Origin of the sequence: Brachybacterium endophyticum (assembly GCF_003130585.1) — a bacterium.
In the GTDB taxonomy this organism is placed as follows: domain Bacteria; phylum Actinomycetota; class Actinomycetes; order Actinomycetales; family Dermabacteraceae; genus Brachybacterium; species Brachybacterium endophyticum.
Window position 1 is genome coordinate 318,318 of record NZ_QFKX01000001.1, and the last position, 21,621, is coordinate 339,938.

19 protein-coding genes are annotated in these 21,621 nt (G+C 72.6%); 5 read left to right on the forward strand and 14 right to left on the reverse strand.

Translation table 11 applies throughout. From position 1 onward, the window contains the following. Positions 1–35: 35 nt before the first annotated feature. From DEO23_RS01390 to DEO23_RS01425, 8 genes are all read right to left on the reverse strand, one after another. Positions 36–1,340 (reverse strand): aminotransferase class I/II-fold pyridoxal phosphate-dependent enzyme, encoded by a 1,305-nt coding sequence (locus tag DEO23_RS01390; RefSeq protein ID WP_109274216.1) that lies wholly within the window; start codon positions 1,338–1,340, stop codon positions 36–38. A gap of 329 nt (positions 1,341–1,669) precedes the next feature. Then, the gene (locus DEO23_RS01395; RefSeq protein WP_109274217.1) at positions 1,670–2,161 is read right to left on the reverse strand and encodes a SufE family protein; all 492 of its coding nucleotides are present in this window, start codon (positions 2,159–2,161) and stop codon (positions 1,670–1,672) included. After that, a complete protein-coding gene (locus DEO23_RS01400) occupies positions 2,158–3,057 on the reverse strand; it encodes a sulfurtransferase (protein ID WP_109274218.1) in 900 nt (299 codons plus the stop codon). Before DEO23_RS01400 ends, DEO23_RS01395 begins: the two co-directional genes overlap by 4 nt. A 178-nt stretch (positions 3,058–3,235) precedes the next feature. After that, positions 3,236–4,258, reverse strand: coding sequence for an asparaginase (locus DEO23_RS01405; RefSeq protein WP_240613152.1), 1,023 nt, complete (start codon positions 4,256–4,258; stop codon positions 3,236–3,238). Between the two features lie 25 nt (positions 4,259–4,283). Further along, complete coding sequence (locus tag DEO23_RS01410; RefSeq protein ID WP_109274219.1) at positions 4,284–5,480, reverse strand: methyltransferase domain-containing protein; 1,197 nt, start codon at positions 5,478–5,480, stop codon at positions 4,284–4,286. 36 nt (positions 5,481–5,516) lie between these two features. Continuing rightward, the gene (gene hrpB / locus DEO23_RS01415; RefSeq protein WP_109274220.1) at positions 5,517–8,147 is read right to left on the reverse strand and encodes an ATP-dependent helicase HrpB; all 2,631 of its coding nucleotides are present in this window, start codon (positions 8,145–8,147) and stop codon (positions 5,517–5,519) included. Between the two features lie 71 nt (positions 8,148–8,218). Further along, the gene (locus DEO23_RS01420; protein WP_109274221.1) at positions 8,219–8,548 is read right to left on the reverse strand and encodes a hypothetical protein; all 330 of its coding nucleotides are present in this window, start codon (positions 8,546–8,548) and stop codon (positions 8,219–8,221) included. A gap of 159 nt (positions 8,549–8,707) precedes the next feature. Further along, on the reverse strand, positions 8,708–9,265 hold the full coding sequence (locus tag DEO23_RS01425) for a hypothetical protein (protein ID WP_109274222.1): 558 nt from the start codon (positions 9,263–9,265) through the stop codon (positions 8,708–8,710). A gap of 170 nt (positions 9,266–9,435) precedes the next feature. On the opposite strand from DEO23_RS01425, the gene DEO23_RS01430 reads away from it, so the two are divergent. From DEO23_RS01430 to DEO23_RS01440, 3 genes are all read left to right on the forward strand, one after another. Next, the gene (locus DEO23_RS01430) at positions 9,436–10,215 is read left to right on the forward strand and encodes a hypothetical protein (protein ID WP_109274223.1); all 780 of its coding nucleotides are present in this window, start codon (positions 9,436–9,438) and stop codon (positions 10,213–10,215) included. 69 nt (positions 10,216–10,284) lie between these two features. Then, positions 10,285–10,665, forward strand: coding sequence for a RidA family protein (locus DEO23_RS01435; protein WP_205678796.1), 381 nt, complete (start codon positions 10,285–10,287; stop codon positions 10,663–10,665). A 35-nt stretch (positions 10,666–10,700) separates the two neighbouring features. Then, entirely contained in the window at positions 10,701–11,945 is a 1,245-nt protein-coding gene (locus DEO23_RS01440) for a MalY/PatB family protein (RefSeq protein ID WP_109274224.1), read from the forward strand. 60 nt (positions 11,946–12,005) lie between these two features. Here the strand turns inward: DEO23_RS01440 and DEO23_RS01445 are convergent, their stop codons facing one another. From DEO23_RS01445 to DEO23_RS01460, 4 genes are all read right to left on the reverse strand, one after another. Continuing rightward, positions 12,006–12,593 (reverse strand): DinB family protein, encoded by a 588-nt coding sequence (locus tag DEO23_RS01445; protein ID WP_109274225.1) that lies wholly within the window; start codon positions 12,591–12,593, stop codon positions 12,006–12,008. Positions 12,594–12,947: 354 nt separating this feature from the next. Next, positions 12,948–13,973 carry a bile acid:sodium symporter family protein gene (locus tag DEO23_RS01450; protein ID WP_109274785.1) on the reverse strand — a complete coding sequence of 342 codons (1,026 nt, stop codon included), beginning with the start codon at positions 13,971–13,973 and terminating at the stop codon, positions 12,948–12,950. A 63-nt stretch (positions 13,974–14,036) separates the two neighbouring features. Beyond that, entirely contained in the window at positions 14,037–15,536 is a 1,500-nt protein-coding gene (locus DEO23_RS01455) for a glutamate-cysteine ligase family protein (RefSeq protein ID WP_109274226.1), read from the reverse strand. 186 nt (positions 15,537–15,722) lie between these two features. After that, entirely contained in the window at positions 15,723–18,425 is a 2,703-nt protein-coding gene (locus tag DEO23_RS01460) for a S8 family serine peptidase (RefSeq protein WP_109274227.1), read from the reverse strand. 242 nt (positions 18,426–18,667) lie between these two features. On the opposite strand from DEO23_RS01460, the gene DEO23_RS01465 reads away from it, so the two are divergent. Further along, positions 18,668–19,459, forward strand: coding sequence for a CHRD domain-containing protein (locus DEO23_RS01465; protein WP_240613153.1), 792 nt, complete (start codon positions 18,668–18,670; stop codon positions 19,457–19,459). Positions 19,460–19,490: 31 nt separating this feature from the next. Beyond that, positions 19,491–20,222: a class F sortase gene (locus DEO23_RS01470; protein WP_109274229.1), complete on the forward strand. Its 732-nt coding sequence runs from the start codon at positions 19,491–19,493 to the stop codon at positions 20,220–20,222. Between the two features lie 37 nt (positions 20,223–20,259). Here DEO23_RS01470 and DEO23_RS01475 read toward each other — a convergent pair whose 3' ends face one another. Further along, on the reverse strand, positions 20,260–21,015 hold the full coding sequence (locus DEO23_RS01475; protein ID WP_109274230.1) for an anti-sigma factor: 756 nt from the start codon (positions 21,013–21,015) through the stop codon (positions 20,260–20,262). Further along, positions 21,012–21,617 (reverse strand): ECF RNA polymerase sigma factor SigK, encoded by a 606-nt coding sequence (gene sigK / locus DEO23_RS01480; protein ID WP_109274231.1) that lies wholly within the window; start codon positions 21,615–21,617, stop codon positions 21,012–21,014. Before sigK ends, DEO23_RS01475 begins: the two co-directional genes overlap by 4 nt. Positions 21,618–21,621 lie beyond the last annotated feature (4 nt).

Consider the following 21,621-nt stretch of genomic DNA (forward strand, 5'->3'; position numbering starts at 1 on the left):
CCGCGCCGTGACGTGACAGGCCGACGTCGGCCGGGTCAGCCCTCGGGAACGGGGGAGGGCCCGGCCGACGTCCATGTCCGCAGGCGTCGCAGGGCCTCCTGGATCGTGTCGCGATCCTTGCAGAAGGCCAGACGCACCCAGCTACGCCACGGACCGTCCTCGCCCTCGGGCAGGAACGCGCTCACCGGGATGGCGGCGACCCCCACCTGCGCGGGCAGGCGGTCGCAGAGCTCGGTGGCGTCCTCGGAGGTCAGCGGGGAGACGTCGGCGAGCACGAAGTACCCGGCCTGCGGGACGATCACCGGCAGGCCGATCTCCTGCAGGGCGCCGACCAGCAGGTCCCGGCGCTCCTCGAGGTCGGAGGTGATCGCGGTGAAGTCCTCGTCGGCCATCGCCAGTCCCTGGGCGACGGCGCCCTGGAGCGGCGCGCCGCTGGCGTACGTGAGCCACTGCTTGACGGCCGTGATCGCGTCGACGAGCGGGGCCGACGCCGTCACCCAGCCGACCTTCCATCCCGTCACCGAGAGCGTCTTCCCGGCCGAGCCCACGGAGATCGTGCGCTCGCGGGCGCCGGGCAGGGTGGCCGTCGGCAGGTGCTCGCCGTCGAAGACGAGGTGCTCGTAGACCTCGTCGGTCAGCACGTACGCGTCGTGCTCCGCCGCGGCATCGACGACCGCCTGCAGCACCGGACGCTCCAGCACCAGGCCGGTGGGATTGTGCGGGGAGTTCAGCAGCACCACGCGGGTGCGGTCGGTGATCGCCGCCCGCAGCTCCTCGGGATCCACCCGCAGGTCCACCACCCCGGACGCTCCGCTCTCCCGGTGGATCGGCACCGTGCGGTGCACCCCGCCGGCCAGCGCGATCACCGCGCCGTAGGCGTCGTAGAAGGGTGCGAGGGTGAGCACCTCGTCGCCGGGGCGGACGAGGGCGAGCAGGGAGGCCGCGAGCGCCTCGGTCGCCCCCGTGGTCACCAGCACCTCGCTCGAAGGATCCCAGTCCAGTCCGTAGAAGCGCTTCTGGTGGGCGGCGATCGACTCGCGGAGGGCCGGGATGCCGGCCCCCGGCGGGTACTGGTTCGCACCCTCCCGGATCGCGGCCACGGCCGCCTCCGCGACCGCGGGCGGCGGGTCGGTATCGGGGAAGCCCTGGCCGAGGTTCATCGCGCCGTGCTCGGCGGCCAGGGCCGACATCCGCGCGAAGATCGTCGGCCGCACCTCGCCGCCGGCGAGCAGGCCGGCGCCTGCCGCCGCCCTCGACCACGGGCCCTCGGGCAGTGACGCCGAGGTGGCGTCCTTGTGCTCGTCGGGCGGGACGTCGGCGAGAGGATCGAGAGGCGACATGCCACGAGTCTCCCAGGACCTGCCCGCGGGGCGGGACGCAGGTCGACTGACGGACGCGCACGGGCAGGTCCCGCACCGTCGATCCGCCCCGGCCGATCCCGCATTAAAAAGTTATGCATGCGGGGTGACCTGCAACATCCCTCGCGCGCGATGCGCGCGGCTGGCGACCGTCGGGGCGGTTACCTATAGTTCACACGAGTACAGGCTCGGCCTGGTACCAGGTGCCTCGGGTGGGGGTCCGAGGTGTCGAGATGCAGCGGCCCGCGTCGGCGAAAGCCTTGACGCGGGCCGCTCGAATTCTTCGGGGTGGTGGACCGTGCAGGGGCCGGTCAGATCCCGGCCTTCTCGCCCAGCTGGCGCTTGATGCGTCCGAGCATCGCGCCCATGCCGCGCAGGCGCAGCGGGCTGACGACCTCCGCGAGGCCCAGGGTCTCGGTGACGTCCGCCGGGACCGCGAGCACCTCGCCCACGGTCAGCCCTTCCAGGCCCTCGGCGAGGATCCCGGCGAAGCCGCGCGTGGTCGGGGCCTCCGGCGGGGCGGAGAAGAACAGCCGCATCGGCGCCTGCTCGCCCTCCCCGTCGACCTCGGTGATCAGGAAGATCGGCGTCTGGCACTCCGGGACGGGCTCGAGCAGCTCGGGGTGGTCCGCGTACCGCTCGGGCAGGTCCGGCAGGCCGTCGGCGAACTCCAGCAGCAGCTGCAGTCGGTCACGGCCCGCGAGGGCCTGGAAGTCCTCGACGACCTGGGCGAACGCGGGTGGCAGCGGGGCCGACGCGCCGTCGGCCCCGGATCCGTCTCCGTGGGCGATGGGGGTGGTCATGCGGAGGGGACCTCGCCGGGCTCGGTACCGGTGACCACGGGCACGCGCACGCTGTTGCCCCACTCGGTCCAGGAGCCGTCGTAGTTCTTCACGTCCTCGAAGCCCAGCAGGTACTTCAGGGCGAACCACGAGTGGCTCGAGCGCTCGCCGATGCGGCAGTAGGCGATGACGGGCTCCGCGGGGTCCAGGCCCTGCTCCTTCTGGTACACGCTCTCGAGGTCGGCGCGCCGGTGGAAACGACCGTCCTCGCGTGCTGCCTTGGCCCACGGCACCGAGCTGGCGCCGGGGATGTGCCCACCACGCACCGCACCCTCCTGCGGGTAGTCGGGCATGTGCAGGCGCTCGCCCGAGTACTCCTGCGGGGAGCGCACGTCCACGAGCTGGCCGCCGAGGAACGCCAGCACGTCCTCGCGGAAGGCGCGGGCGGTGGAGTCGTCGCGCTCGAGGACGGGGTACTCGGTGGCGGCCGGGGAGGGGGCCTCGCGGGTCAACTCGCGGCCCTCGGCCTCCCAGAGCGCGCGGCCGCCGTCCAGCAGGCGCACGTCGGCATGGCCGAACAGCTCGAAGACCCACAGGGCGTAGGCGGCCCACCAGTTCGACTTGTCGCCGTAGACGACGATCGTGGTGTCTGCGGTGATGCCTGCGCGGCTCATCACCTGCGCGAAGCCCTCCCCGTCGACGTAGTCGCGGGTGACCGGGTCGTTGAGGTCCAGGTGCCAGTCGATCTTCACCGCACCGGGGATGTGGCCGGTCTCGTAGAGCAGCACGTCCTCGTCGGACTCGACGACCACCAGGCCGTCCTCACCCAGGTGCTCGGCGAGCCAATCGGTGGTCACCAGCTTCTCGGGGTGCGCGTACTCCTGCAGTTCGGGTGCCGGATCGGCGGGCAGTGCCATGGCGGACCTCCTCGTGGTCGCGTCCCGGGCGGGGCGGCGTCGGGCCGACACCGCGTCGTATGGCCCACCCAGGCGTCACGTATGACCCCAGTGTTCCACCATTGCCCTCGATCCTGCAGGGGAGGGGCGGTGGGCGTGAGCCGTCGAACCGCTCGAACCGCTCGGACCGCTCGGGTCCTCAGGAGGCGAAGGGGCCGAAGGCGGCCGGCAGGCGATCGTCACCCGCGCGGGCGCCGTCGGCCAGCAGCAGCTGCAGTAGCAGACGGGCCTTGTGGGCGGGGAGGACACCGGCCATCAGGCAGCCGTTCGCGAGCAGGTCGACCTCGCTGCCGGGGTAGGCGTAGTGATGGGTCGAGGTGCCGCCCTCCGGGATCCGTGTGGACACGACGACCGGGACGCCGGCGTCCACGAGGCGCCGCAGGCGAGGGACCACGGGCTCGGGGACGTGCCCCATCCCGACGCCGCTGACCACCAGGCCCGCGAGCGAGCCCTCGGGGAGGGAGTCCAGGACGGCCCCGTCGTCGCCGATGCCGAGACCGATCACGGGGACGGTGGGCAGCGGGTCGGGAAGGTCGAGGGCGAGGTGCGCCGGGCGTGGATCGACAAGGCGCTGGAGCAGGCGCACGTCGGCCCCGTCGACGACGGCGAGCGCGCCGTCGGGGGAGGAGGCGAAGGCGCTCGTGCGGCGGCTGGACACCTTGGTCACGCGATCGGCGAGGTGTGCGGTGCCGTCGAGGACCGCGAGCACGCCCAGCTCCCGCAGGGTCGAGGAGGCGGCGGCGCGGATCGCGTCGCGCACGTTCGCGGGACCGTCGGCCCCCGGGGCGTCGGCGGGGTGCATCGCCCCGGTCACCACCAGCGGGGCCGCCCGGTCCCACAGGCGGTTCAGCAGGAAGGCCGTCTCCTCGAGGGTGTCGGTGCCGTGGGTGAGGACCACGCCGTCGAGGCCGTCGGCGACAGCCGCTCGCGCCCGCTCCAGGACGGCGCGCAGATGGCTCGGCCGGATCGAGGGGGAGCCGATGTTCGCGATCTCCTCGTGGGTGACGTCGACGCCCTCCACGAGACCCGCACCGACCACCTGCTCACCCCGGGAACCGGGCCGGACGCCGGTCCCGGACCCGTCCTGCGACATGAAGATCGTGCCGCCGACGGACAGCACGAGGACGCGGGCGGAGGACGGGGCGGCAGCGGGGGTCGTCACGGGGCGAGTCTAGGAGGACATCGCCCTACGCGGGCGTGCGCCGCAGCCGCACCAGCAGCTCGTCGTGCCGGGTGTGCGGGAACATGTCGACCAATCGCGCCGCGGTGACGCGGTAGGAGGGCATCGCGGCGAGATCCTCGGCGAGGGTGCGCGGATTGCAGCTGGAGTAGACGACGTCGCGCACGCCCGAGCCCTCGATCCACCCGGCCAGCTGCGGGCCGATGCCGCGGCGCGGAGGATTGACGACGACGGCCTGCGGGGGCCCGGAGCGCTGCGCCTCCTGGATGGCCCACGTGGTCGCATCGCCGACGTGGAACGTCGCCGCGAGGCCCGCCTCGGCGGCTGCGGCGCGGGCCGACTCGATCGCCTCGGGGGAGATCTCGACCCCGGTGACCTCTCGTGCGCGGGCGGTCGCGAGGGAGTCGGCGCAGTGCAGGGCGAAGCCTCCCACGCCGCAGTACAGATCCCACACGCTGCGCGGGTCGATCTCCTCGATCCACCGGCCCACCTGGGCGTACAGCTGGGAGGCCACGGCCGAGTTGGTCTGCACGAACGACCGCGGGCGCACCTGCAGGGTGATCTCCCGGGCCTCGCCGAGCCCGTCCATGCGCATCCGCAGCGCCTGCTCACCGGCGAGGTGGATCTCCGTCGGCCCGTCCAGCACGGCCTTATGCTCGGGGTGGATGTTCGCGCTCACCACGCGCAGCCCGGGCTGCGCGGCGAGCAGGCGCGGCAGGTGCTCGCGGACCCGCGGCAGGGCCTTCTCGGTGCGCAGCACCAGGCGCAGCAGGAACTCCCCGTCGGGCGAGACGGTGACCAGGACGTTCTTGAGCTCCCCGCGTCGACGTGCCACGTCGTAGGGCGGCAGCTGTGCGCGCCGGATCAGGGCGCGCACGTCCTCCAGCAGCTCCTCGACGCCGTCGGGATACAGGGGGCAGTCCACGAGGTCCACGCCGGGGACGTCGGTCGGTGACGCGGCGCTGTGCAGCAGCCCGAGCACGGGCGCGTTCGCCGTGCCGGTCGCGACCATCTTCGCGGTCGCGCGGAAGTGCGCCTCGGCGCTGGTGACCGGTGACCTCCACACCTGCGGGACCGCGGGATCGACGAAGGGTGCCAGCAGCGCCGCGTACCGGGACGAGGCGTCGGCGATCTGCACGTCGTGGGGCACCGCGAGCAGGGTGCAGGAGTGGCAGGTGCCGGCATCGAAGTGGTGGCACTGCACGAGGGTGAGTCTACGGCGGACGACGAGGCGCTCAGGTCAGCCCCGCGATCCACCCGACCTTCGGGTGGTCCACGCCGTCGCGGGAGCGGTCCAGGGGTCCTCGGGCCAGGGGTGCTTGGGGTAGCGGCCGCGCATCTCCTTGCGCACCTCGCGATAGGGCCCGTCCCAGAAGGAGCGCAGGTCGTCGGTGACCGCGAGAGGTCTGCGCGCCGGGGAGAGCAGGTGGAAGAGCACCGGCACCTTCCCGTCGACCAGGCGCGGCGTCTCGGCGAGACCGAACAGCTCCTGCAGCTTCACGCCGACCACCGGTCGCCCCTCGGGATCGTCCGCCGGCGGGTACTCGACCCTCGCGGTCGACCCCGAGGGGACGCTCAGGCGTTCCGGCGCGAGCGTGTCCAGCCGGGCAGCCTCCGGCCACGGCAGCAGGCGTCGCAGAGCCGTGGCCAGGTCAAGGGAGCCGAGCGACGCACCCGGGGCGAGACGCACCAGATCGGGCAGCAGCCAGGTCTCGAGTCCGGCGAGCAGGGAGTCGTCGTCCACCGCAGGCCAGGGAGCGCCGAGCTCACGACGGAGGAGTCCCAGTCGCCGCCGCAGGGCTGAGGCCGCATCGGACCAGCTGAGGGCGTCCAGGCCGTGCTCGCGCAGATGGTCGAGCCGGGCCGGGCCCACGTCCTCGGCAGTGGCCGCGACGGGGGTGGAGCGCAGGACGATCGCCCCCAGCCGATCCTCCTCTCGCACCCGCACCGTGCCACCGCTCAGCTGGGCATGGCGCACCGAGCGCGCCAGCGGCCCTGCGAGCTCGAGCGCGGTGTCCTCGTCGAGGGGCGCGGCGGAGCGGATCACGGCACCGGTGCCGTCCGCTGCACGACCCTCGGCACGCTGCACCTCACCGATTGCGAGCCATTCGTTGCCGCTCAGCGCTGAGGATTCCGGCAGGGCGGCCCTCGTGCCTGCCGCCAGGAGGTATGTCCGCCTGCCCGTGCCGGTTCGGCGGGCGATCCTGTCCGGGCGGGCGAGGGCGAGCACCACGCCGGGCACGTCGGCCGGGCCGCCGGTCGCCGCGGTGCCGCTCGCCGGGGCGCCCGGGCCGCCGGGCACGTCCGTCTCCTGCTCCGCGATCCTCGCGAGCCGCGTGGTCTCCCGCTGCCACCGCTGACTGCCCGGTGCACGCCCCGCCCGCAGGTCGGCCAGCAGATGGGGGACGTCCGCGCCCGCGGCCCGGTGGTCCTCCGAGATCGCGGCGACGACCTCCGCGACCTCTCGCGATCGGCCCAGCAGATCGCTGCCCCGCAGCAGCGCGCGGGCTTCGCGCACTCCCACGGGCAGCCGCGCGACGCGTCGGCCCAGCGGCGTCGCCCGTCCTTCGTGGTCGACGAGCTCGAGATCGGCGAGCACGCGCACGGCCTGCTCGGCCGCCGCCGGGGGCGGGGGCGTGAGCAGCGGCAGGCCACTGACCGGCTCCGTCCCCGCGGAGGCGTCGGGCGATGCCCAGGGCGATCCCCACACGGCGACCATCAGGGCCGCGTCGGTGAGATCGGCCGAGGTGATCTCGGGCGGGGAGATCGCGCGCAGGCGCGCGTCGTCGGTCTCGGAGTAGGCGCGCACGGCGAGCCCTGGTCCCTCGCGAGCTGCTCGGCCGGCGCGCTGGTCGGCGCTCGCCCGCGACGTGCTCACCGTGACCAGCCCGCTCATGTCGCGGCCGCGGTCGCGCCGCACCTCGCGGGACAGGCCCGCATCGATCACCACCCGCACCCCGGGCACCGTCAACGAGCTCTCGGCCAGCGCGGTGCTGACCACGACCCGGCCCGGGGCCCCAGGGCCGTCCGCGCCACCGCGTGCGCGCTCGCGGCCCCGGGTGGCGCGATCCTGCTCACCGGGGGAGAGGCGGCCGTGCAGCGGCAGCACCCCGAGATCCGGGGAGAGCCTCCGGATCCGCGTGACCAGGTCGTCGACCTCCCGCGCCCCGGGCACGAACACGAGCGCGTCGTGGTGCTCCCGCCGCTGGGCCGCGACCGTGACCTGCGCGAGGTGGTCGAGGAAATCCCGCGTCACGCCGCGTGCGTCCAGACGCGGCGCCGCCCCGGGATCGTGCTCGATGCGCAGCGGATGCAGCGGCGCGGGAACGTCCACCACCGGCGCCCCGCCCAGCAGCTCGGAGAGGGCGCGGGCGTCGAGCGTCGCGGACATCGCGATCACCCGCAGGTCCTCGCGCAGGGCGCGGACCTCGGCGAGCATGCCCAGCAGCAGGTCCCCGTCGAGGGAGCGCTCGTGGACCTCGTCGAGGATCACCGCGTCCACGCCGTCGAGCTCCGGATCTGCGAGCAGCCGCCTCAGCAGCACACCGGGCGTGAGCACCTCGAGCCGGGTCCCGTCGCCCACGTGCCGCTCGCCGCGGACCGTGAAGCCGGTGCGTCCGCCGATCCGGTCGCCGTCCAGCTGGGCGATCCGGCGCGCGGCGGCCCGCACGGCCACACGGCGGGGCTGGGTGAGCAGGGTGCGCCCGGGGACCAGGTCGGCGACCAGCGGGGGCACGAACGTCGTCTTCCCGGTGCCGGGAGGTGCCGTCACCACCATCGCACCGGAGCTCAGGGCGTCCTCGAGCTGCTGCCGGGCGGAGGCGACGGGCAGCCCCGCGCCGATGGCGTCGAGGTCGAAGGGGCGGGGCACGCGGCCAGTCTGCCAGCAGGGCTGCGGGCGATGCGTCGTGAGCCTGCGGCTCGCTCAGCCCTGCGGCTCGCTCAGCCCTGCTGCTCGGCGGACTCGACGTCCTGCGCGGCGACCACGCGCTGCACCCGCGAGAACAGCCACGAGCTCACCCCGCCGAGGACGAGGAAGACGAGGACGGCACCCACACGCAGCCAGAGCAGCTCCGGGGTGTCGGCGAGGAAGGCGATCGCGAGGGCGATCAGGCCCACGCTGCCGACCGTCACCGCGGGACGGGTCGACGGCGGCTCGGCCTCGACCTCGCGCACGGGCGCCGTGACGGGCACGGGCACAGGCGTGGCCTGCCGCGACGCGGGCTGTGCCGCTGCGGCTGTCGAAGCAGCCGTCGTGGTGCGTGTGCTCATGGAGCCGGATCCTCGGGCTGGATGCGGAGGTCTGAACGGACGCGGGACGCGTGCGTCCTTCCCGCAGACTAGCCTCCCGGCGGGAGGATGGCGATCTGCGGTGGCGAGTGCCTCGTCGTGCCTGGGCCGGGTCGAGTGCGGTCCGTCGCTCCCGCAGGCCTAGTCGATCACGTCGAACTCGACGCGATCGGCGCAGACGCTGGTGATCGAGATGGTCCACTGGTCGACGGTGACGGTGTCACCCACGTGCGCGGTCTCGATCGGGGTCCGGGTGCCGTCGATGTCGGCGACCAGGTCCGCGCCGTCCTTCTCGATGCCCTTCACGCGCACGTCGAGCGTGAGCCCGTCGCGCTCGGGGACGGAGGGGTCGACCTTCGCGTCCTTGCTGGCCAGATAGGCGCCCTCACCCGTGCAGGCGTCGGTCAGCTCGGGCTCCTGGGCGGGCGGTGTCACCGCGAGTGCCTCGTCGCCCGCCGATCCGCCGTCCGAGGCACTCTGGCCGCCGCCGTCGGAAGAGCCGGTCGCCTCGCTGCCGCCGCCGGCGTCGGACGCCGCCGAGGTCTGCTGCGAGGCCTCGTCGCCCTCGCCCTGCCCACCGCCCCCGCAGCCGCTCGACAGCAGGATCACGACGGCCGCTGCGCCGAGCATCCTCCCGGGCAGCGCGCGCGAGCGGGGCAGGGGCGTGAGGGGACGGGAGGAGGCGGAGCGTCGATGCACGGCGGATCCTTCATCGGGGGAGGGGTGCGGCCACGCTACCGCGTCGACTTCCGCCGTCACACGGCTTCGACCCTCCCGGGCAGATGCGACAGACTGGCATCCGTCTCGGCGCGGAGGAGCCTCGCGCCCGGGACGGACGATCAGACCGATGCGCACCGAGGGGAGGAGCGATGAGCGCACAGAACCGGCCGACGCCCAGGGCGCTGAGCGGCCGCACCGCGCCCTCGAGCCGTGTGCGCCCGGTCGACTGGACCGCGACCGGTCGGCGCGATGCTGCCGACAGGCGGGTCGCTGCGTCCGACGGACGGGGCGAGACGGCGGAGGAGACGCCCTCCGCGTCCCTGCCCACCTCCGGACGCGCCCGCACCCTCGAGCTGCCGCGCACGCCGCCCGCCCCGCCCGAGGACGCCGTCCACACCCTGGATCCGGGCGACGAGCGCCCCGCTCCGCGCCCCCTGCAGATCGACGAGGGGCAGATCCGCACCGTCGGCGTCCGCGACCTCACCAGCGCGCAGATCGTGCTCGCCGTCGCCGACCCGGAGGAGGCGTGGACCGCCGACGCCGGCACCAGCGACCACTTCCTGCGCGGTCCCCTCGTCATCCAGGTGCGCCGCACCGACAACGCCGTGATCGGCGCGTTCACCCGCGGCTACGCCCTCTCCGTGCGGCCGGAGGAGTACGAGGACGCCCTCGACGTCGCCCTCGAGGCGGCCGGGCGCTCCGCCCGGAAGGGCCGCGGCACCCGCCATCCCACGTCGCGGCGCGAGCTCCTCGAGCGCATGTACGCGGCGGGATTCGTCGTCACTCCCGGCGCCTCCCACGGGCGCGTGGCCCATCCCGACCATCCCGGTCTGTTCGTCCCCTTCGCCTCGACCCCGTCCGACGTCCGCTTCACCCGCCATGCGGTCGCGCAGATCCGCCGCGTCTTCGGCATCGACCTGCGACGATGAAGGACCGGAAGCGATGAACCCCGTGCCCTGTCGGCCCTCGCCGGCCGGGCTCTCCCGAAGGAGCCAGCCATGATCGACCCCGTCAGCACCGACCAGGCCCCCGCCGCCATCGGCCCCTACTCCCAGGCCGTCCGCCACGGCGACACCGTCTACGTCTCCGGCCAGATCCCGCTGGATCCCGCGACCGGCGCGCTGGTCGAGGGCGGCATCCGTGAGCAGACCCGCCGAGCCTTCGGCAACGCCCGGGCGATCCTCGAAGCGGCCGGCACGAGCCTGGACAAGGCCCTGCAGGTGACCGTGCTGCTCGATGCGATCGAGGACTTCGCCGCCGTCAACGAGGAGTACGCGACCTTCTTCACCGAGCCCTACCCCTCCCGCATGGCCTACGCCGTCGCCGCCCTTCCCAAGGGCGCGCTGATCGAGGTCACCGTGGTCGCCGCCGCGGACTGATACCGCCCCCACCCACCCCACCCCGAAGGAGTGCCATGACCCGCTACGACCTCGAGACCCTCGTGGACCGCAGCGCCATGGGCTCCTCGAAGTGGGAGGCCATGGCCAGCGGGGCGGATCTCGCCGGCATCGATCTCGCCGCCCAGCACGAGCGCTGCGGCGGGGCGATCGCCCCGTTCTCGGTGGCCGACCTCGACCTCGCCCACCCGCCGGAGATCACCGAGGCCCTGCAGCGCGCGATCACCGGCGGGCTCGTGCTGGGCTACACGGTCCCCACCGCCTCCTACCTCGACGCCGTCCGTACGTGGATGCGCCGGCGTCACGGCTGGGAGGTCGACCCGGAGTGGGTGCGCGTCACCCCCGGCGTGATCTCGGCCTTCACCTGGGCGATCCGCGAGTTCACGGCGCCGGGCGACGGCGTGATCGTGCAGACCCCCGGGTACTACCCGATGTACCGCTCGATCTCCTCGAGCGACCGGCGCCTGGTGCGCAACCCCCTCGTCGAACGGGACGGGCGCTTCCGTCTCGACCTCGAGCTCCTCGAGCAGCAGGCCCGGGATCCCCGCACCACGATGCTGCTGCTGTGCAGCCCCCACAATCCCACCGGCAGGGTGTGGGAGCGCGGCGAGCTCACCGAGCTCGCGCGGATCGTGGAGGAGAACGACCTGCTGCTGGTCAGCGACGAGATCCACGCCGACCTCACCCAGCCGGGCCACCGTCACTCCAGCATCCTCACCGTCGCTCCCCAGCTCGCCGGACGCACCCTGGTGCTCACCTCGCCCAGCAAGTCCTTCAACCTGGCCGGGCTGCAGATCGCCAACGCGATCATCCCGGACGCCGGTCTGCGTGATCGCTTCACCGCGGTGCGCGACGACCTGGGCTTCGACAACCCCAACGTGCTCGGCGCGATCGCCTGCCACGCCGCCTACACCCGCGCCGAGCCGTGGTTGGACGAGGTCAACGAGCTCGTCGGCCGCAACCACGCCCTGGTCCGCGAGGTCCTCGCCCGCCGCCTGCCGCAGGCGAGGGTGGCGGACCTGGAGGGCACCTACCTGCAGTGGATCGACCTGCGGGGGCTGGGGCTGGATGCCGAGCAGCTCCAGAGGGTCCACACCTGCGAGGCGTTCGTCTTCGCCGACGAGGGACCGCTGTTCGGTCCCGAGGGGGAGGGGTTCGTGCGTCTGGTGATCGCCACGCCCACGAGTGTCCTCGAGGCGGCGCTGGAGCGCCTGTGCACGGCCTACCTGCGAGCCCTCGAGGTCGACGCCCGGGCCGCCTGAGCGCTCACGCGTCGGGTCACGCATCGACCCGCGCGTCGACCCCTGCCCCGTGCGGTCCCCTCAGGCGTTCTCCGCGATCGCGGTGAGCCGGGCACGGTAGGCGTCCCAGTCCTCGCCCACGGGCAGGTTCGAGTTGTCCCGCCGCTGGCCGACGGCGCCGTCGATCTTCTCGCGCAGGATGTCGGCGTGCCCCGCGTGCCGTGCGGTCTCGGCGATCACGTGCACCAGGATCTGCTGCAGGGTGACGATACGGCGCGCGGCGGGCCACCACGGCACCTGCCCCTCGGCCTCCGGGCCGAGCTCCTCGACGGTCTCGTCGACGAAGCTCTGGGTGCGCCGGAAGCGGGCCACGACCAGCTGCGCGGACTCCTCGGGAGCGGCGTACATGTCGGTCTGGGGGTCCCGGATCATCGACTCCCTGCTCACCCGGTCCTCGGGGTGGGGGTAGGGGCGGTCGAAGACGTCCGCGAAGTAGCCGGCCTGCACGTTCGCGACGTGCTTGACGAGCCCGAGCAGGCTGGTGCCGGTGGCCGTGCGGGGCAGACGCAGCTCGCGCTCGCTGAGGCCGTCGAGCTTCCACAGCAGGGCCTCGTCGACCTCGCGGAGGTAGTGCAACAGGGCGTCGGTCGGGGCCAGCGGAGCATCCATGGGATCAGTCTGCACCGCTGCCGGGCGCGGCGGGGTGGGGCGTGAGCGCCCGGACAGAAAAGTGCCCCGGCTCGTCCCCACGAGCCGGGGCCATCCCTTTCCCCCGCGTTCCGGCTTCTGTGGCGGGGCCACCTCCTCAGAAGGCCCGGCCGCCGGTAACGCGTTGGGAACAGATAACCAGGGGGGCTGCAATGTTCACTGGGGTACAGCTCCTACTTTCCTGGGAATCGCTCCCCTGGGTGTGCGGATTCTGTGCACGCAGAGCATCGACGCAGGTCAGGATGCCGGCCGAGGGGGATGTCGGGCACCGGTCCCTCACCTCCGCGCGCGGGGTGATCTGCGTTACCGCCGGGCTCACGCCGAGGGACGCACCTCACGCGGATCGGCGTCCTGCTTGGCGGCGCTGCGCCGGTAGTACATCGCCAGCAGGGCGCCGGAGAGGTTGTGCCAGATCGAGAACACCGCACCGGGCAGGGCCGCCGCGGGGCTGAAGTAGCTCGCGGCGAGCGTCGCCGCCATCCCGGAGTTCTGCATGCCGACCTCGACCGAGACCGTCCGCGAGGTGCGGATGGGCTGGCGCAGCACGCGGGCGAACCAGAAGCCCAGCAGGTAGCCGAAGCCGTTGTGGAGCACCACGGCGAGCAGCACCAGGGCGCCGGCGGCGACGATCTGATCGACGCTGCCGGAGACCACGGCGATCACCACCAGCGAGATGCCCACGACGCTCACCCAGGGCAGGGCCGGCAGGATCCGGTCGACGATCCTCGAGAACAGCAGGCGGATCACGAGGCCGGCGACCACGGGGATCAGCACCATCTTCACGATGCTCATCGCCATCTCCCCGGCCGGGATCGGCAGGTAGGCGCCGGCGAGCCAGAGCGTCAGCAGCGGGGTGAGCAGCGGCGCGAGCAGCGTCGAGATCGACGTCATCGTCACCGACAGCGCGGTGTCGGCCTTGGAGAGGTAGTTGATGACGTTCGAGCTCGTGCCGCCCGGGGCGCAGCCGACCAGGATCACGCCCGCGGCGAGCTCGGGCGGCAGCTGCAGCAGCACGGTGACGCCGAAGCCGACCAGCGGCATCACCAGGTACTGGGCGAGCACGCCGATCAGCACCGGCAGCGGGCGCTTCACCACCAGCGTGAAGTCCGGGATGGTCAGCGTCAGCCCCATCGCGAACATGATGACGCCCAGGAAGACGTTGGTCGCCGGCGCGATCGCGAGACCCGCCGAGGGCACCAGGAACGCGAACGCCGCGGCGGCCAGGATCAGCAGCGGGAAGACGGTCACGGCGACGCGCGCCGAGCGGTCCTCACGGGTGGTGCCGGAGGGCGTGGGGGCGCCCGGCCCGGTGGAGGTCGAGGAGGTGGGGTCTGTGTTCATGCCCGGCATGGTATCGCTCGCTGAGACAGTGGTCCCACCATGCGGCACGGCGTTGCCGCGGGGTCAGACGTCGGACTGGCCCCGCGCGGGCATCGGCCACTCGTGCACCGGGCGCCCGGAGTGCACTCCCTCGATGTAGAGCTCGGTCATCCGCGCGAGGGCCTCCTCGCGGCTCGCGCCGCGCAGCTCGAGGCTGGTCACGGTGTCGATCTGCCAGCGGGCGCCGTTGCGCCCGGTGCGGGCGCGGCCCAGCAGCACCTCCTGGTAGCGCTCGATGACGTCCTCGTCCGTGCCGAGGTCCCGCAGGCCCTGCATGGCCTGGGGGATCAGGTGCTCGACGAGCAGGTCCGCCACGCGCACCTTGCCCAGCCGCGGCCAGGTGATCCGGGCCTCGAGGCCCCATCGGGAGCACAGCTCGAAGTGCTCGGCCGCCTGCTCGAAGCTCATCCGCGACCACAGCGGGCGCCGCTCCTGCACGAGGGAGGAGAGCATCCCGTAGAGGAAGGCGGCGTTCGCGGCCATGTCCACCGCCGAGGGGCCCGCGGGCAGCAGCCGGTTCTCCAGGCGCAGGTGGGGCATGTCCTCGCCGGGATCGTAGATGGGACGGTTCCAGCGCCAGACGGTGCCGTTGTGCAGCATCAGCTCGTGCAGCCGCGGCGAGGCGCTCTCGGTCAGCAGGGGCTCCTCGGCCATCGTGCGTGACTCCGGGATCAGCGCCGGGAACAGCCGCACGTTCTCCTCGAACAGGTCGAACATCGAGGTGATCCAGCGCTCGCCGAACCACACCCGCGGTCGCACGCCCTGCGTCGCGTACTCGGGCGGGCGGGTGTCCAGGGCCTGGGTGAAGGTCGGGATGCGGTTCTCGTGCCACAGGCGCCGGCCGAAGAGGAAGGGCGAGTTCGCGCCGAGGGCGGCCTGCGGGCCGGCGATCGCCTGCGCGGCGTTCCAGACGTCGGCGAACTGTTCGGGGGAGACCTGCAGGTGCAGCTGCATCGAGGTGCACGCCGCCTCGGGGCCGATCGAGTCGAACTCGACGTCGAGGCCCTTGCCCTCCCCGCTGATCAGCAGGTGGACCTCCTCGCCGCGGGCCTCCATCACGGTGTTCTCGAGCGCCTCGTAGCGGGCGCCGGGCGAGCGCCAGGTGTCGTCCTGGAACATCTCGCTGGTGAGCGTGGGGAGGTGGCCCACGGGAACGACGCGGACGCCCCTGGCCTTGGCGGCGGCGTCGGCCTGCTCGATGCGGGTGTGCAGCTCGTGCTCGAGGTCGCGCAGACCGGCGCCGCGCGGATGGGTCACCGGCAGGTTGGTCTCGACGTTGAAGCGGCCCAGCTCGTGGACGAACTCCTCGTCGTCGATCTCCTCGATGACCTCGTCGGCCAGCAGCGAGGGCTGCAGGGAGGAGTCGGCGAGGTTCATCTCGAGCTCGACCCCGATGGTCCCCTCGGTGCGGAACTCCGCGGTGTCCAGGAACGTCTCGAACAGATCGAGGTTGCGGCGCAGCTCCCGGCGGTAGTGCGTGCGCTCGCTGCGGGTGTACTGGGTCGAGCCGATCTCGCGTCCCATCGTGGCCTCCCTGGCAGGACGGACGGGCCGACGGCGGTGCCGATCGGCGCGAAGGTGCGCCCCATCAAAGCACGCGGGAGGTGCGCGGCGGACGTCCTCTCGGGCTGTGGTGGCCGAGCGCACGCGCGCCCCCGACCCGCGGTGCGGATCGGGGGCGCGTCGCGTCCCGGTGTCGGTGCTCCGGTGTCAGCCCTTGGGGGCCTTCTGCGCGATCGTCAGCGCACCGGAGTCCCAGGTCTGCCAGTCCGACGGGGTGTCGGGGTCACCGAGCGCCTTGAGGGCGCGCACCTCGAGGATGTACTTCCCGTCGGTGACGGTGCGGGTCTTCCCCGTGGCCGTCTCGTAGGTGCCGTCCCAGCTGAGCGCCTCCGTCTCCTGCGAGCGACCCAGGTGGCTCTCCGAGCTCACGGTGCCCACCTTGGGGTTCACGAGCTTGCCCTTGGAACCGTCGGCCTTCACCGTGTAGGCGGCCACGTCCAGACGTGAGACCGGGTAGTCGAGGTAGTACAGGACGTAGGGCACGTCGCTGCCCTCCAGCGAGTAGCTCGCATCCTTCCCGCCGACGGGGACGATGTCCTCGCCCTGTGCCTTCCCGAGCGAGGGCAGCCCCTCCTGGGCGTCGAGGGCGTCGAGATTCTGGTAGTCGCCCGACAGGCCCGCGAAGGGCACCGAGAGGTCCTCGTCGTCGCTGGTCAGCTGGATCCAGCCGCCGTAGATGATGCCGTCCTCGCCGAAGTCCTCGCTCACGCGAACGGTCACCAGCTCCGCACGGTGCGGGGCGACGGTGATGCTGCGCGCCGAGAGCCGCACGGAGGGGTCGGCGACCTCGAACTCGGGGTTCGAGGGGGAGCCGCCGGTGGCCACGCCCGTGTGCTCGGAGACCGCGTAGGTCTTCGCCTCGTCGCTGTTGTTGCGCACCGAGACGGTCACGGTGTGACCGCCCTTCGAGCTGTCGCCCAGCGAGATCGTGGGCTCCTTGATCGCGGTGCTAGTGTGCGCGGCCTCGACCATGTCGAGCATGCCCGCGCCCTGGCGGTGCACCGGCTCGAGGTAGCCCTTCCCGGGCTCGAGCGACCAGTCCAGGGGATCGGCCGTGTTCACCAGCGCGCTCTTGACCGCGACCGGATCCCAGTCGGCGTGCTCCTGCAGGAGCAGCGCGGCGGCCCCGGCGACGTGCGGGGAGGCCATCGAGGTCCCGGACTTGGAGCCGTGGCCGCCCTGCTCGAGCGGCACGGTGGACCAGATCTGCCCGCCGGGCGCCGAGACGTCGGGCTTGAGCCCGAGCTCCGCGGTGAGCCCGTAGGACGAGAAGGCGGACATCAGCCCGGCGCCGGCGTTCGGCACGATGATCTGGCCGGACTTCCAGCCGATCGTCGTGGTCTTCTCCGCGATCGCCTTCTGCAGGGCGATCCCGTCCTCCTGGGTGATGGAGACGACGGGGATCGTGACCGCCGGATCGCCGGCCACCGTGGGGCTGATGATGCCGGCGCTGTTGTTGTACAGCACCACCGCGGTGTAGCCGGCCTTCTGGGCGTTGGCGGCCTTGTCGTGGAAGGAGCAGGTGCCGCGCTTGATCAGCAGCGCCTGCTTCTTCGCCGTCGGCTTCGGGATCTCGGACGGCTCGCAGGCCAGAACCGGGGCATCGGCCTCGGTGGAATCCTCGCCGGCGCTGACGACCTCGACCTTGCCCGTGGTGGGCACGGTCCCGCCGTCGCTCGCGGCGGCGTAGCCGACCTTCTGCTTGCCGGCGGTGAAGTACGGGGAGCGGGCGTCGGTGTTCTCGACCGAGCCCACCGTGATGACCTTCGCGCCGACGCCCGGGGCACCGCCCGAGAAGGTGCCCGACTCGCCCTCGTTGCCGCCGGAGTTGACCATGACGATGCCGCGGTCGGTGATCTCGTTCGCCGCCTGCGCGGTGGGGTAGCTGCCCCAGCTCATCATCGCCGCGCCGAGCGACATGTTGATGACGTCCACGTCGTCGGCGACGGCACGGTCCATGGCCGCCAGGATGATGTCGGTCGAGGACGATCCCTCGCAGCCGAAGACGCGGTAGGAGGCGAAGTCGACGTCCGGTGCGACACCGGTGACCTCGCCCTTCGCGCCGACGATGCCCGCGACGTGGGACCCGTGGCCGCCGCAGTCGTCGGGGTAGGCGTCGGGCTTGGCGGCATGGGCGGCGCCGGTCTTGTTGGCGTCGTAGTCGTCGCCCACGAAGTCGTGGCCCTCGGTGACGCGGCTGCCCGGGAAGTCCTTGGTCTGGTCGTTGGTTCCGGAGCCGCCCAGATCGGGGTTGTTGTAGTCGATGCCCGAGTCGATGATGCCGACGGTGACGCCCTTGCCGGTGAGTCCGTCGACCTTCTGCACCGTGTCCACGCCGGTCATGCCGTTCGCGTACTCGTCCTCGGGGGAGGATGGGTCGTCCTCCTCCGGCGGCAGGGCGACGTCGACGACGGGGTAGATCGCCTCGATGCCGTCCACGTCCCGCAGCTTCTGCAGGTCCTTCTGCGAGAGCGTGACGGACATGCCGTTCCAGGCCTGCGTGTACGAGGTCCCGACCTTCAGGTCGATGCCCGCGTCCTTCGCCTTGTCCTTGACGCCGTCCTGCTTCGACATCAACGTGCGCTTCGAGGTGCCCTGGGTCTGCGGGGCGCCGGCGACCTGGACGAGGTACTTGTCCTCGGCGACGTGCTGTCCGTCCTGGAGGGACGGCGGCGTCAGCACGGGGGCCTTCGCCCCGTGGGAGGTGGCGGTGCCGAGGTCCTCGACGTCGCCGTCTGCGAGGGCGGGCATCGGGCTCAGCAGGGCTGTCATCAGGGCCGCGGCGGCTCCGGTGGTCAGCAGGGCACGGGGTCGGAGGAGGGCGCGATGGCGCACGGGGATCTGTCGCATGGGCTGCCTCGAGGAGGTGAGGGGGATGGCCGGCGGTGCCGGGCGGCGTCCTGGGGGAGGGGAGGCCGACGTGAGGCAGGACACCACCGTTCGTTCCGGCGTGCCGCCGGAACCGGAAGTCCGAGACCGTTCCGTGATCATCCCGTGACCCGCGGGAGCGAGCACGGATCGACCACCAATCCGGTTCGCGAAGTGCTCCGAACTCCCCGTGTCACCGTCCCCTGCGGCGGATCCGTCGCACGGTGACCACGAACGGAGACATCATGCGCACGACGATGAAGTCCATCTCTCTGATGGCCGCCACCATGGCCGTGGTCGGCTTCGGTGCGACCGCCCCCGCGCTCGCCGAGGGCAGCGGCTCCACCAGCTACCAGGCAGACCTCACCCAGCTCAACGACTCCGGCGCCTCGGGCACCGCGTGGGTCACCCTCGACGGCAACCAGGCCACGGTGAAGATGGATACCAAGGGCTTGCTCGAAGGGGCGCCGCACGCCCAGCACATCCACATCGGTGGAGCCGGCCAGTGCCCCGACCCGGACATGGAGGGCAGCGGAGTCGACGGCGCGATCCGGACCAGCGATGCCATGGACGACTACGGCATGATCGGTGCCTCGCTGACCACCAAGGGCGGTACGTCCCCCGACAACGGTCTGGACGTGAAGAGCTTCCCCACCGGTGACGGGCACTACGAGCGGACCTTCACCGTCTCGGACGACGTCGCCTCCTCGCTGAAGGACGGCAAGGCGGTCGTGGTGCTGCACGGCGTGGACCACAACGGCAGCGGGAAGTACGACGGCGACCAGATGTCCGACCTGGACGACTCGCTGCCCAGCGAGGCGACCGACCCGGCCGCCTGCGGTGAGCTCACCGCCAGCCAGATGTCCGACATGCCGCAGGGTGGCGTCGAGACCGGTGACGGCACCACCGCCGGCATCCAGGACGCGGGCATCCTCGCGGCCGGTGGTGCTCTGGTCGCGGCCGGCATCGTCGGCACCGTCGTGAGCCGTCGTCGCAGCGCCCGCTCGGAGAAGTGAGAGCCGAGCAGGAGACGATGAGAAGGCCTGCATGAGCAGGACGCGGAAGGAACGCCGCCGCGGCGGTCGCCTCTGGGTGACCGCCGCGAGCGGCGCTCTGTGCGTGCTGGGACTGGTGCTCGTGCTCATCGCTCTGCAGGCCCAGCAGCCGGCGCCGCCGCAGGCGCCCGCCGCCGCGTCCGCGACGTCGAGCTCCCCGAGCCCCGGCTCCGATGCGTCGAGCACGGCGCCCTCGCGCAGCACCTCACCCTCGGCCGACGCGCCTGACCGGTCCACTCGGGACCGGTCCACCCCGCCGAAGGCGCTGCCGGCCTCCGAGCCCACACGCGTGCGTGTCGACCACCGGGACATCGACGGCAGCGTGTTCGGCATCGACCTCGCGAAGGACGGCTCCCTTCCCACCCCCAGCGGGGCGCGCAAGGACGATGCCGCCTGGTTCGAGGGGTCCCCTACTCCCGGTGAGGCCGGCCCCGCCGTGATCGAGGGGCACGTGACCTACAGCGGCGAGCCCTCGGTGTTCTTCGAGCTGGGGGCCGTGCGAACGGGCGACCGGGTCACCGTGGACCGCGAGGACGGCAGGTCGGCCACTTTCGAGGTCTATGACGTCGGCCGCTCCCCCAAGCACTCCTTCCCCACCTGGGCCGTGTACGAGAACACGCCCGGCCCCGAGCTGCGGATGATCACCTGCGGCGGCGCGGTCGACGCGTCCGGCCGCCACTCGGACAACGTCATCGTGTTCGCGCGGATGGTCGACGGCCGATGAGGTCTCCAGCGTCCCTCTAATGGGCTGCCGCTGCCCCTCAGCTGTAGTCGAGGGCGAGGAACGGGTCGCTCGTGGGCTGCTCGGACCCGCCCGACGGCTCCAGGGTGACGGCTGCGCCGTCGGCCGCGTCGGCCGGCACCAGGACGCGGGCGTCGCCGTTCTCGCCCGGGCGCAGCAGTCCCGCGCTGGCGGCCTTCCCCTTGGCGAGGCTCCATACCTGGTAGTCGCGCCCGGACGGTGCGGGGTCCATGCCCTCGACCTCGAGCACCGAGCTGCTGCGCGACGAGGAATGGGTGAGGGTGACCTGTGCCGACTTCCAGGTCGCGCGATACGTCCGCGCGTCCTGTGCGTCCAGGACCTGGTCGATGTCCTTCTCCTCCTCGGAACGCCAGGGGCGGGCGACCACGACGCCGGTGGCCACCAGTGCGCTCGCGGCCAGGGCGAACCCGCCGCCGATCAGCGCGCGACGTGAGAGCCGCGAGGAGGGGGCCTCGGCGCGTGCGGGGTCCGACGTGGCCGGCGCCGGCTGCTCCTGCGCTGCCGCCTCGGCGCGCACCGCCCCGAGCACGCTCTCGCGCAGCCTGGGCGGAGGCGGGGTCTCGAGTCCGGTGGAGAGGTCCGCGGCGGTCTCGCGCAGGGAGTCCAGGAGGTCACGGCAGCCCGGGCAGTCGGCCAGGTGCGCGTCGACCACGGTCTGGTCATCGGGGTCCAGGGCGTCGAGCGCCGAGGCGGCGACGAGCGACTCGAGCTCCTCGTGATCCAGGGGATCCCGGTTCCTGCGGTCCTCGCTCATGACTCCTCCTCTCTGCGCTGTGTCGTGCCCATGAGCCGTCTCAGGGTGAGCAGGCCGTCCCTGATCCTCGTCTTCGCGGTCCCCAGGGGGATGCCGAGGTGCGAGGCGACCTGCGTGTGCGTGAGTCCGTCGAGATAGGCCAGGCGGACGGCCTCGCCCTGTCGCTCGGAGAGCTGGGCGAGCGCCGAGCGCACCTGCTGCGCCTCGAGGCCCCCGAGCGCCTCCTCGCTGGTGGGGTCCGGCTCCTCCGTGTGTGATCGGGATTCGTAGGCGACGTCCCGATCGGATTGCGATTGTGACGAGCGCACCCTGTCCACGGCGCGCCGGTGGGCGAGCATCAGGATCCACCCCGGGGCCGAGCCGCGGGAGGGGTCGAAGGAGGCGGCCCGACGGAACACCTCGAGGTAGACCTCCTGGGTGACTTCCTCGGCCTGCGCGGGATCGCGCAGCACCCGCAGCACCAGCCCGTAGACGCGCGCGCTGGTGGCGTCGTAGAGAGCGGGGAAGGCGTCCGCGTCACCGGCGGCGACGGCGAGGAGCGCCTCGCGGACCACGTCCGTGGAGGGAGGATCCCCGGCGGGTCCTTCGGACGTCGACGTCATCCGG